This is a genomic window from Aliivibrio sp. S4MY1, from assembly GCF_028765545.1.
GTDB lineage: Bacteria > Pseudomonadota > Gammaproteobacteria > Enterobacterales > Vibrionaceae > Aliivibrio.
Map to the genome: position 1 here is coordinate 25,211 of NZ_JARACP010000018.1, position 12,166 is coordinate 37,376.

The 12,166-nt window shown below is 40.3% G+C and carries 8 protein-coding genes and 7 tRNA genes; all 15 read right to left on the minus strand.

Translation table 11 applies throughout. The annotated features are described in order from the left end of the window. Nucleotides 1-8: 8 nt before the first annotated feature. Entirely contained in the window at nucleotides 9-2,861 is a 2,853-nt protein-coding gene (locus PVK71_RS16985) for a M16 family metallopeptidase (protein WP_274420794.1), read from the minus strand. A gap of 8 nt (nucleotides 2,862-2,869) precedes the next feature. Beyond that, nucleotides 2,870-3,301, minus strand: coding sequence for a YqaA family protein (locus PVK71_RS16990; RefSeq protein ID WP_274420793.1), 432 nt, complete (start codon nucleotides 3,299-3,301; stop codon nucleotides 2,870-2,872). Between the two features lie 96 nt (nucleotides 3,302-3,397). Next, complete coding sequence (locus tag PVK71_RS16995; protein WP_274420792.1) at nucleotides 3,398-4,528, minus strand: sodium ion-translocating decarboxylase subunit beta; 1,131 nt, start codon at nucleotides 4,526-4,528, stop codon at nucleotides 3,398-3,400. Between the two features lie 12 nt (nucleotides 4,529-4,540). Next, complete coding sequence (oadA, locus tag PVK71_RS17000; protein WP_274420791.1) at nucleotides 4,541-6,328, minus strand: sodium-extruding oxaloacetate decarboxylase subunit alpha; 1,788 nt, start codon at nucleotides 6,326-6,328, stop codon at nucleotides 4,541-4,543. Nucleotides 6,329-6,365: 37 nt separating this feature from the next. After that, nucleotides 6,366-6,617 (minus strand): oxaloacetate decarboxylase subunit gamma, encoded by a 252-nt coding sequence (locus PVK71_RS17005; RefSeq protein ID WP_130044270.1) that lies wholly within the window; start codon nucleotides 6,615-6,617, stop codon nucleotides 6,366-6,368. 306 nt (nucleotides 6,618-6,923) lie between these two features. Next, a tRNA-Arg gene (locus PVK71_RS17010) sits at nucleotides 6,924-7,000 on the minus strand. Nucleotides 7,001-7,065: 65 nt separating this feature from the next. Then, nucleotides 7,066-7,142: transfer RNA gene (locus tag PVK71_RS17015), tRNA-Arg, on the minus strand. Nucleotides 7,143-7,208: 66 nt separating this feature from the next. After that, nucleotides 7,209-7,285 (minus strand) — tRNA-Arg (locus tag PVK71_RS17020). A gap of 66 nt (nucleotides 7,286-7,351) precedes the next feature. Beyond that, nucleotides 7,352-7,428, minus strand: a tRNA-Arg gene (locus tag PVK71_RS17025). 53 nt (nucleotides 7,429-7,481) lie between these two features. Beyond that, a tRNA-Ser gene (locus tag PVK71_RS17030) sits at nucleotides 7,482-7,574 on the minus strand. 67 nt (nucleotides 7,575-7,641) lie between these two features. Next, nucleotides 7,642-7,718, minus strand: a tRNA-Arg gene (locus tag PVK71_RS17035). A gap of 53 nt (nucleotides 7,719-7,771) precedes the next feature. Continuing rightward, nucleotides 7,772-7,864: transfer RNA gene (locus PVK71_RS17040), tRNA-Ser, on the minus strand. Nucleotides 7,865-8,078: 214 nt separating this feature from the next. Further along, nucleotides 8,079-8,276, minus strand: coding sequence for a carbon storage regulator CsrA (gene csrA / locus PVK71_RS17045; RefSeq protein WP_005417777.1), 198 nt, complete (start codon nucleotides 8,274-8,276; stop codon nucleotides 8,079-8,081). A gap of 81 nt (nucleotides 8,277-8,357) precedes the next feature. Next, nucleotides 8,358-9,527: an aspartate kinase gene (locus PVK71_RS17050; protein WP_274420789.1), complete on the minus strand. Its 1,170-nt coding sequence runs from the start codon at nucleotides 9,525-9,527 to the stop codon at nucleotides 8,358-8,360. Between the two features lie 12 nt (nucleotides 9,528-9,539). Next, a complete protein-coding gene (gene alaS, locus PVK71_RS17055) occupies nucleotides 9,540-12,119 on the minus strand; it encodes an alanine--tRNA ligase (protein ID WP_274420788.1) in 2,580 nt (859 codons plus the stop codon). Nucleotides 12,120-12,166 lie beyond the last annotated feature (47 nt).

Here is a 12,166-nt window from a genome sequence, read left to right on the forward strand (position 1 = left end):
AACAATCATTACTTATTAGGTGTTAGTAACTCTATTGGTAAACCTAATGTTTTCAGTTTTGGCATTAATGACTTTTCATCACCAACCACAATAATTTGATATTCCGTTGGATCAAACCATTTTGTAGCTAATGCATTCAGTTCATTACGCCCTAATGTCGCTATTAACTCATTCTGTTCATCAATGAAATCTTCATCCAAAGAATAGGTGAGAATTTTACCAAGTAAATTTGCTTTTTGACTTGGGGTTTCATACTTCAGTGCATCTTGTTGGCCAACAGCTAAGCGCATAAAGTTCAACTCATCCATTGTCATGCCATCCGTTTCAAATTTTTTCATTTCAGTAATGAATTCTTTGATCGATTCTAGCGTTACATCAGCTCGAACTTGGGCATAAAAAATCGACATTCCAATTTCTTTATTTCCCATTAAATAGCCACCAGCACCGTAGGTATACCCTTTATCTTCACGAAGGTTCTGATTAATTCGACTGTTAAAATTACCACCTAAGTTAAAGTTTGCTAATTGTGTCTGATATAACTCCCCTGTCGCATCATATGGCATACCTTGGCGGACAAAGCGAATCACACTTTGAGGCGCGTTCGGTTTATCGATAACATAAATCTTTTGTTTGCCTAATTTAGGTAATTTTTGTGGCGCTAATAGTTGAGGCGCCTTACCTTGCCAATTTGCTAAAAAAGAAAGTTTTGATACAAGATCTGATTTAGTTATATCACCAACAGAAACGACTTGAGTCCCAACTGGGGTGTAATTATTTTTATAGAACTGTTTTACATCTTCAATGGTTAAACCCTTAACTGAGTCTAGCGTGCCATCTGGAGAGCGTTCAAAAATAGTCCCGCCAAACAAGATTTCGCGAGTCGCCTGAGAAGCTAACCATGATGGTTTTTGATGATCGTAAACAAGCCCTTCCATTGCTTGCTTTTTCAATCGCTCAAAATCAGCCTCTTTGAAGGCTGGAGCAAATAACATGTCATTTACTATGGCTAATGTTTGATCAATATTTTTAGTCAGTGATGCTATTGAAATGGTTGTCGTATAACTGCCAGTATTAAAAGAGACTGAGCTGCCTAATTTATCCAATTCTTTTTGAATATCTTCAGCGGAACGCTCGATGGTTCCTTCTTCCATCATGGCAGCGGTTAACTCAGCTAACCCTTCCTTGCCTCTTACCACATAGCGATTTCCAGCAGGTATTGCTATCTGTAATTGAATCGTTGGTGTCTCAATAGCTTCAGTGCCTAATATTTCAATATCGTTCTGTAATTTCGCACGATAAATATCCGGTGTTTTTGCCGTCACAGCTTTTGATGGTTGAGGCATAATAGTGCGATCAAAATCATCTACTGCTTTACGTACTTCTAAATCATCCTCACCAATTTTTTGATACTCAGGTAGCTCTCTTTTTGGCGTAATAAAGTTTGGTTCTTTAACTTGAAGTTGTGTTTTTCCTTTTGGTACAACACTTAACGTCACCTTATATTTATCAGCAATATAATTATCAAAGGCTTGGGATACTTTCTCTGGCGTTACTGCTTTTAGTTCCGTTAACTGTTTTTCAAGTTGGTTAGGTTGACCATAGAATGTCTCATTTGAAGCAAGTTGAGATACTTTTCCTGATACCGATTGCAATCCAAATATCGCTCCAGCTTCGGCACTGCCTTGAACTTCAGCAAGATCTTCTTTTGATACGCCCTCTTTATCAAATTTTTCAAGCACATCCATCACTTCAGTATAAGCTGTGGCTAAACTGTTATTGTCACCAGAGTCTGTCATCGCGTACACATACAGGGTACATGATAACTCTGCACAATCATGAAAAGCGCCAGCATCAACGACTTTACCTGTCTTCACTAACTCTTGATAAAGTAAGCTTGTTTTACCATTACCAAGTAAAGTCGCTAACATATCCAAGCTGGCTTCTGTAGCTTCACCACGATACGTCGTTGGCCAACCAATCATAACCATTGGTTGCTGAATGCGATCTTCTAGTGTGATGTAACGGTTTTCTGTTAGCGTTACTGGTTGTTTAGGGGCATTTTGAACTTCAGGACCACGAGGGATTGAACCAAAGTATTTACTTACCCATTCTAATGTTTGCTTGCTATCTAAATCACCACCGATAGTAATAACGGCATTGTTAGGGCCATACCAACGTAAAAAGAATGCCTTTAAGTCGTTAACATCAACACGATCTAAATCTTCAACATAGCCAATTGTCTGCCATGAATAAGGATGGCCTTGTGGAAATAAAGCTTCTCCCATACGTTCATAAATCAGTCCGTATGGACGGTTATCATAGTTCTGTCCACGTTCATTTTTCACCGTACTACGTTGGATCTCAAATTTCTTTTGAGAAACAGCGTCAATCAAGAATCCCATACGATCTGATTCTAGCCAGAGCATTTTTTCTAATTGATTAGCAGGCACGGTTTCAAAGTAATTAGTTCTGTCACGATTCGTGGTGCCATTCAGCGTACCACCCGCTTCTGTGATAATTTTAAAGTGTTGTTGATCACCAATATTTTCAGAGCCTTGGAACATCATGTGCTCAAAGAAGTGTGCAAATCCTGATTTACCGATCTCTTCTCGTGCTGAGCCTACATGATAAGTCACATCAACATGTACGAGAGGATCTGAATGATCAGGGCTAAGAATGACAGTTAGCCCGTTTTCTAATGTGTATTTCTGATAAGGAATTACTGTAGTGCCTTCTTTTGGTAGCACTTGCTCAACCAAAGTAACACCTTCTGGTAGGTCTGATGTTTTTGGGGCTTCAAACTCAGAGTTACTGCATCCTGAGAGTGCTAAAATAATCGAGAGGCCTAATAATTTTTTCATCTTAAATCCTATAATATTCCATTTACTGCAAACGATAGAAGAACGTATCGAGCAGCCTTGCCAATCCCTATTAAAATCACACATGGCCAGAACTTCATTCTTAACCATCCGGCAGCTAAACAAAGGGGATCACCAATAACAGGTAACCAACTGAACAATAACGTCCAATAGCCGTATTTTTTTATCCATTGAATGGCTTTATGACCATTTTTTTGTGAAGAAGTTTTATCAGGGAGTAACAAACCAAGCCAATAATTTGTTATGCCTCCGAGCGTATTTCCCAATGTTGCTATAGCAATAACTGTCCACATAGAAAAACTGTCTAATTTTAATGTTGCAATTAAACTCGCCTCAGAGGCTCCTGGTAATAATGTGGCACTTAAAAATCCAGAGCTAAATAATACCCATAATGCAGAATCCGCATTAAACCAATCGAACATGGTGAAGAAATCCCGATAACCCAGTAAATATAGTTAATAAGCATAAAATAAAAAAGGGTGCTACTGCACCCTTTTATTGTTAAGTTTTACTCAATATTAACCAACAAGTGCTAATAAGATACCAGCAGCAACCGCAGAGCCGAGTACACCAGCAACATTAGGTCCCATTGCATGCATTAATAAGAAGTTTTGAGGGTTTGCCTCCAGTCCTACTTTATTCACAACACGAGCAGCCATTGGTACTGCAGATACCCCAGCAGCACCAATTAATGGGTTAATATCTTCTTTCGAATATTTGTTTAAGATCTTAGCCATAATTAAACCACCAGCAGTGCCTACACTAAAGGCAACCGCGCCTAGCAGTAGAATGCCTAAGGTTTCAACATTCAAAAATGTTTCAGCTTCTAGTTTTGATCCAACTCCTAGCCCTAAGAAAATAGTCACGACATTGATCAATTCATTTTGAGCAGTATTCGATAAACGATCAACCACACCTGATTCTTTCATCAAATTACCTAAACAGAACATGCCAACTAACGGCGTTGCTGATGGTAAAAATAGAATCGTCATCAATAAAACTGCAAGAGGGAAAATGATCTTCTCCGCCTTACCAACATGACGCAGTTGAGCCATCTTAATTTGACGCTCTTCTGGTGTTGTTAGTGCCTTCATGATCGGCGGCTGAATGATTGGAACTAATGCCATATAGCTGTATGCAGCAACAGCAACAGCACCCAATAAATCAGGAGATAATTTACTTGCTAAGAAGATAGCTGTTGGGCCATCAGCACCACCAATAATAGCAATTGATGAAGCATCAGCTAATGTAAACTCCATGCCCGGCACAAAGTTAAGTAAGATTGCACCAAATAACGTAGCAAAAATACCCACTTGCGCCGCCGCACCAAGCCATAACGTTTTGGGATTCGCTATTAACGCTCCAAAATCGGTCATTGCCCCTACCCCCATAAAGATCAAGAGTGGGAAGATTCCGGTTTCAATCCCAACGTAATAGACGTAGTAAAGTAAACCACCTGGCTCTGTAAAGCCTGCGTTTGGGATGTTTGCCAATATTGCACCAAAACCAATTGGTAGCAGTAGTAATGGCTCAAATCCTTTTTTAATCGCTAAGAATAAAAGACCGCAACCCACTAAAATCATAATAAGTTGTTCAAACTTAAAATTAGCGATTGAGGTTTCATTCCATAATATTAATAAACCATCCATGTTTAACTTACCTTACGCTAGAGAAAGCAACGGTGTGCCAACAGCTACCGCATCGCCTTCCTTAGTTAAAATATCCTGCACTGTACCATTACGTGACGCTTTGATCTCAGTTTCCATTTTCATGGCTTCAAGAATGAGTAAAACCTCACCTTCCGCAACTTCTGTTCCAGGCTGAACGAGCACTTTAAAAATATTTCCAGCTAATGGGGCATCTACTGATTCAGCATCCACTGCTGACAACTGAGGTGATTGAACTGGAATTGGTTGAGCGGATACCGGAGCTACCGAAGAAATAACACCTTGAGGGCCAACTTCAACATTGTAAATTTGACCATCAACTTTAACGCTATATGCTTCAACTTTACCTTTTGCCGGCGTTACTTTCACTCCCTCTTCCATTCCTTCTTTTTCTGAACCTGGAGCTGGTTCAAAAGCATCTGGATTGTTGCGGTTATTTAAGAATTTAAGCCCAACTTGAGGGAATAAAGCATAAGTAAGAACATCATCAACTTGTTGCTCTGCAAGTTCGATATTCTCTTCTTTTGCTTTCGCTAGCAATTCATCTGTTAGTATATGAAGTTCCGATTTCAATAGATCCGCTGGGCGACAAGTAATAGCTTCAGCACCGTCTAATACACGAGCTTGCAGTTCAGCATCGACAGCAGCAGGAGCTGAGCCATATTCACCTTTAAGAACCCCTGCTGTTTCTTTTGTAATGCTCTTATAGCGCTCACCCGTAAGCACATTTATCACGGCTTGAGTGCCTACAATTTGTGATGTTGGTGTCACTAAAGGAATGTAGCCAAGATCTTTACGCACTTTCGGGATCTCTAATAAAACTTCATCCATCTTATCAGCAGCACCCTGCTCTTTAAGTTGGCTTTCCATATTCGTTAGCATTCCACCAGGCACTTGTGCAATAAGGATACGAGAATCGACTCCTTTTAGTTGCCCTTCAAACTTGGCGTACTTTTTACGTACTTCTCGGAAGTAAGAAGCTATCGGTTCTAGTTGATCGAGTTTTAAATTCGTATCTCGCTCAGTGCCTTCTAACATAGCCACAACCGTTTCCGTTGGTGTATGCCCGTAAGTCTGGCTCATTGACGAAATTGCCGTATCGAGGATATCAATACCCGCTTCAACGGCTTTTACTGCTGTTGCTGCTGACAAACCGGTTGTTGCATGGCTATGTAATGCCAATGGCACATCACATGACGCTTTAATTCGTGTAATTAATTCTTCTGCTTCATAAGGTTTAAGTAAACCAGACATGTCTTTAATACAAAGAGAATGACACCCAAGATCTTCAAGACGTTTTGCAAGATCGACCCAAGTATCTGAATTATGTACAGGGCTGGTCGTGTAAGAAAGTGTGCCTTGTGCATGAGCACCGACATCAATTGTCGCTTTAACGGCTGTTTGAAAGTTTCTCACATCATTCATTGCATCAAAAATACGGAATACATCCATACCATTACTATGAGCCCGCTCAACAAACTTTTCTACCACATCATCGGCATAGTGGCGATAACCCAATAGGTTTTGACCACGTAATAGCATTTGCATTGGCGTATTTGGCATTGCTGCTTTTAATAAGCGTAAACGCTCCCACGGATCTTCACCTAAGTAACGAATACAAGCATCAAATGTTGCTCCACCCCAGGTTTCTAATGACCAATAGCCAATTTTATCGAGCTGCTCAGCAATAGGCAGCATATCTTCAACACGCATACGCGTTGCGAAGAGTGATTGATGGGCGTCACGAAGTACCACATCAGTGATAGAAAGTGGTTTAGACATACTTACAAACTCCTTGTAATAATTTTCCTAAAACAGATTATTTATGCTTTTGACGGTGTAACTTAACCGCAGCAGAAATTGCAGCAATCACTTGAGGCTGCACTGTTGTTTGATCGGGATCTGAATTTTTCTGGACAGCGAGTACCTGTTTAGGCGCTAGCTCCACAGGCAACAGCTTAGACATGAGTTGAACTAGATAAACTAGAATAGTAAGGAATATAAATACAACCCCCATGCCTGTAAGCATTAAGGTTGCCGCTTCCAATAGTAGACTTCCAATGTCTGTCATCTTTTATTCCTTTTTGATGATAGTGACAATGTTAAATGTGCTCTTTTATTCTAAAAAGAGTAAGTGATTATCTCGACCTCAACGAAATTGTCAAATCAGAAACAATCTAAATAAGTTCCAAAAAGAATAAAATGACAAGATATATCCATACACTGCCACCATTTCCCAAAACTTAAACTGATTACAATCAAATTACCTAACAATAACCTTTAAATCAATATATTTAATAAAGCCATCAATTGCTTAACTTGATTTCCTTCAGACATAAAAAAACCCGATCATTAAGATCGGGTTCTTTTAAAAGAATGGTGCGCCAGGGAGGATTCGAACCTCCGACCGCCTGGTTCGTAGCCAGGTACTCTATCCAGCTGAGCTACTAGCGCACAGTAATTCTAATTGTCTTTGTAACTAAATATTGTAACCAATAAACAGTTACAAAAAGAAATAATGGTGCGCCAGGGAGGATTCGAACCTCCGACCGCCTGGTTCGTAGCCAGGTACTCTATCCAGCTGAGCTACTAGCGCACAGTTAATTCTGATTGTCTTTGCAACTAAATACCGTAACCGATAAACAGTTACAAAAAGAAATAATGGTGCGCCAGGGAGGATTCGAACCTCCGACCGCCTGGTTCGTAGCCAGGTACTCTATCCAGCTGAGCTACTAGCGCACAGTTAATTCTGATTGTTTTTGCAACTAAATATCGTAATCGATAGACAGTTACAAAAAGAAATAATGGTGCGCCAGGGAGGATTCGAACCTCCGACCGCCTGGTTCGTAGCCAGGTACTCTATCCAGCTGAGCTACTAGCGCACAATAATTCTTTTTTATTCTTGCTGACCATAAAGATCAACATGAATCAATAATGGCGGTGAAGGAGGGATTCGAACCCTCGATGCGGCTATAAACCGCATACTCCCTTAGCAGGGGAGCGCCTTCAGCCTCTCGGCCACCTCACCGTGTAAATTTGCTTATAGTTACCTACTAAATAACTATATTATTGATAATCACTTACCAATGAAAGAATGGTGCGCCAGGGAGGATTCGAACCTCCGACCGCCTGGTTCGTAGCCAGGTACTCTATCCAGCTGAGCTACTAGCGCACAATAATTCTTTTTTATTCTTGCTGACCATAAAGATCAACATGAATCAATAATGGCGGTGAAGGAGGGATTCGAACCCTCGATGCGGCTATAAACCGCATACTCCCTTAGCAGGGGAGCGCCTTCAGCCTCTCGGCCACCTCACCGTCTTGAGGAGGCACATATTACGGCTTACCAAAAATATGTCAATGACTTTCTTAGTAAAAAATAACGTTTTTTGTTTAACAGCCTATGAAACGACCAAAGTGAACAAAAATAAAACGTTATCCCTAGTTTGTGCCTTTTGTTTTGTTTGTTTTTACTCATCAATGCTAAATAAAAACAAACAAGGTCAACACTGTTGACCCTATTCATACGAAATTAAAAGTTACCTTGCGATGCTGCAGGTGTACCTTTTTCCGCTTGAATGCGCATATAAATTTCTTCACGGTGTACAGATACTTCTTTAGGTGCATTAACACCAATACGTACTTGGTTACCTTTAACGCCTAGTACAGTAACTGTTACTTCGTCACCAATCATAAGAGTTTCACCTACACGGCGAGTCAAAATTAGCATTCGAATGCTCCTTGAGTTATCTCAGTTTTATAATAAATGTATGTTTTGTCCGTTATCGCTTATTTTCATAAACGTCTTTGCTCAAGAAACAGCGATCATAAGGTTATTATCTTGTGATTGCTCTGTAATAACAAACGTTTTATGTAAAATATCGGCCGCTCGTTCTAAATCAGCTTGATTCACGATAACCGAAAAACTTTTAGGCTCTATACTATGCTGATAAATATCAACACAATTAACCATTAGTTGATTGCAAGCAGAGTCTGCCATCCCTTCAACCTTATCTCCGACTAACGTCAGAATTGATAAGCTACTAATATTGCGTATTTTTGTACCAAATGCCAGTTTCAATTGTAAAAAAGCTGCTTTTGGCACAACAATTTGAAAACAATCACATCTTTCAATTAAAACCCTGTACTGTTTACGTAATTCAGTCAACTCTTCTTCTAAAAAGCCATTACACTCAATTAGGAGTAAATCCTGCTTAAGCGCTAAACCGATTACCCCTTTACCCTCTACTGGTTGTTCACAAATCAGAGTCCCTTCACCATCGTCAAATGATGATAATACACGTAAGGTAACCGATGAATTCCAGGCGTGAGCGACAGAATGTTCTTGTAATACTTTGGCTCCAGACTTTGCTAATAAATGCATATCTGAAAAAGAGATTTCTTTTAAACGACGTGTATTAGGTACAAATCGAGGATCTGAAGAATACACACCATCAACATCAGTAAATATTTGGCACTCATCTGCATTTAATGCAGCAGCTAAAGCAACCGCCGTGGTATCTGAGCCGCCTCTTCCTAATGTCGTAATGTTGCCATTCTTATCTCGCCCCTGAAAACCAGCAACAATAACAATATAACCTTTATCTACCCACTGAGTTATTAAATCGGTTTCAATATGCTCAATAGTTGCATCATTAAATCTATTGTTAGTGTAGATTCCAGCCTGATCAGCCGTTAAAGAAATAGCTTTAATGCCCTTTTGATTTAAAGATAGGGCTAATAACGCGATAGAAACTTGCTCGCCAGCAGAAAGCAACATATCTAATTCACGTGGTTCTGGAACCTCGCTCATTTGATTTGCCAAATTCATTAAACGATTGGTTTCACCCGCCATAGCAGAAACAGCAACAACAACATCATGTCCTTGCTGCTGGGTTGAAATGATGCGTTCAGAAACAGATTGGATCCGCTCAACGGATCCAACTGATGTACCACCATACTTTTGCACGATTAATGCCACCGATACGACCTATTACAGACGCTCAGTTAGCCAAGCTTCAACAGAAGCTAGTGCTGCAGGTAATGCATTCGCATCAGTACCGCCAGCTTGAGCCATATCAGGACGACCGCCGCCTTTACCACCAACTTGTTGTGCAACCATATTCACTAATTCGCCCGCTTTCACTTGGCCAATAAGATCTTTAGTTACGCCAGCAATTAAACCTACTTTACCGTCATTCACATTACCTAACATGATAACGCAGCTGCCGATTTGATTTTTAAGCTCATCTACCATGCCACGAAGCGCTTTACTCTCTACACCATCTAGTTGAGCAATAAGTACTTTTGTTCCTGCAATATCTTGAACTTGATTGATCAGACTTGCACCTTCTTGAGACGCTAGCTTATCTTTAAGCTGTTGGATCTCTTTCTCAAGTTGTTTTGCTTTTGATGCAGCTTCATTCAGCTTTTTATCTGCTGATTTTTGTTGTGCTTCAATCGCATCTAATGCTGCTTCACCAGTAACTGCTTCAATACGGCGGATACCAGCGGCAATGCCACTTTCTGACGTAATTTTAAATAAACCAATATCACCAGTGCTTGATGCGTGAATACCACCACACAATTCAGTTGAGAACTCACCCATAGAAAGAACACGAACTTCATCGTCGTATTTCTCACCAAATAAAGCCATTGCGCCTTTTTCTTTAGCAGCATCAATGTCCATTAGGTTTGTTTCAATCTCATGGTTTAAACGTACTTGTTGGTTAACAATACGCTCAACTTTACGTAATTCTTCAGCTTTTACGCCTTCAAGATTAGAGAAGTCAAAACGTAAACCTTCCGCTTTAACTAATGAGCCTTTTTGAGTTACGTGCTCACCAAGTACTTCACGAAGGGCTGCGTGTAATAAGTGGGTTGCTGAGTGATTTAAAGTAATAGCAGTACGACGCTCTTCATCAACTTGAGCCATTGCACTATCAGCCGTTGATAATACACCTTCAACTAACTTACCGTGATGACCAATCGCGTTACCTACCTTTTGAGTGTCAGTAACAACAAACTTACCTGCTTCAACAGTAATAATACCCGCATCACCAGATTGACCGCCTGACTCAGCATAGAATGGCGTAACATCTAAAATTAGAATCGCGTCATCACCAGCAGAAAGAGTTTCAACGGCTTCACCTTCACGGAAAATTTCTAATACTGTTGCTTTAGCTTCAGTAGAGTCATAACCGTGGAATACTGTTTCAGATTCAACCTTAATGATTGCGTTATAATCAGTTCCAAATTGGCCAGCTTCACGAGCACGTTGACGTTGTTCTTCCATCGCTTTTTCAAAACCATCTTCATCGATAGTTAATTCACGCTCACGAGCAACGTCATTAGTTAAATCAGCAGGAAAACCGTAAGTATCATAAAGTTTAAATACAGTTTCACCGTCAAGAACTGTGCCTTCAAGGTTATCTAATGCTTCGTTTAGAATTACCATTCCACGCTCTAACGTGCGACCGAAGTTTTCTTCTTCAATCTTAAGAACTTTTTCAACTAGCGCTTGCTGTTTTTTTAGTTCCTCTCCAGCGGTTCCCATGATCTCAGCCAATGGACCAACTAATTTATAGAAGTAAGAACCTTTAGCTCCTAACTTGTTACCGTGACGTACCGCACGACGAATAATACGACGCAATACGTAACCACGACCTTCGTTTGATGGCATAACACCATCAACAATTAAGTAAGAACAAGAACGGATGTGATCAGCAACAACACGTAAAGATTGGTTTGAAAGATCATCGTAACCAATCACTTTTGCTGTTTCTTTAATAAGTGTTTGGAAGATATCGATTTCGTAGTTTGAGTGAACGCCTTGCATGATTGCAGCAATGCGCTCAATCCCCATACCTGTATCTACTGATGGCTTAGGAAGCAGTTCCATTGTACCGTCTGCTTGACGGTTGAATTGCATAAATACGTTGTTCCAAATTTCAATGAAACGGTCGCCATCTTCTTCAGGAGAACCTGGACGGCCACCCCAAATGTGCTCACCGTGATCGTAGAAAATCTCAGTACAAGGACCACAAGGACCAGTATCACCCATCTGCCAGAAGTTATCTGATGCGTAAGGTGCACCTTTATTGTCACCTATGCGTACGATACGATCTGCTGGAATACCCATTTCTTTATTCCAGATTTCGAAAGCTTCGTCATCAGTTTCATAAATAGTGACTAATAAACGGTCAGCTGGCAGTTCTAGACGCTCTGTTAGAAATTCCCAAGCATACTTGATTGCATCTTGCTTGAAGTAATCACCAAAGCTGAAGTTACCTAGCATTTCAAAGAAAGTATGGTGACGAGCAGTAAAGCCTACGTTTTCTAAATCGTTATGCTTACCACCAGCACGAACACAACGTTGAGCCGTTGTTGCACGAGTATAGTTACGTTTTTCTGAACCTAGGAAACAATCCTTAAATTGGTTCATACCTGCGTTGGTAAATAAAAGAGTTGGGTCATTTGCTGGAACTAGAGAAGAACTCTCAACAATTTGGTGTCCTTTGCTTTCAAAAAAAGCAAGAAACGCACGGCGGATCTCGTCAGTGCTCATATACATGTAGGTATTCCTGATTGAATCGTAGGTTAACTCACTCTTGTACTCAG

What these genes read in the sequence shown, in the direction of transcription:
- csrA (WP_005417777.1), bottom strand. Translation starts at nt 8,276, where the DNA reads ATGCTAATTTTGACTCGCCGTGTAGGTGAAACTCTTATGATTGGTGAC.
- oadA (WP_274420791.1), bottom strand. Translation starts at nt 6,328, where the DNA reads ATGTCTAAACCACTTTCTATCACTGATGTGGTACTTCGTGACGCCCAT.
- PVK71_RS16985 (WP_274420794.1), bottom strand. Translation starts at nt 2,861, where the DNA reads ATGAAAAAATTATTAGGCCTCTCGATTATTTTAGCACTCTCAGGATGC.
- PVK71_RS16995 (WP_274420792.1), bottom strand. Translation starts at nt 4,528, where the DNA reads ATGGATGGTTTATTAATATTATGGAATGAAACCTCAATCGCTAATTTT.
- alaS (WP_274420788.1), bottom strand. Translation starts at nt 12,119, where the DNA reads ATGTATATGAGCACTGACGAGATCCGCCGTGCGTTTCTTGCTTTTTTT.
- PVK71_RS17005 (WP_130044270.1), bottom strand. Translation starts at nt 6,617, where the DNA reads ATGACAGACATTGGAAGTCTACTATTGGAAGCGGCAACCTTAATGCTT.
- PVK71_RS16990 (WP_274420793.1), bottom strand. Translation starts at nt 3,301, where the DNA reads ATGTTCGATTGGTTTAATGCGGATTCTGCATTATGGGTATTATTTAGC.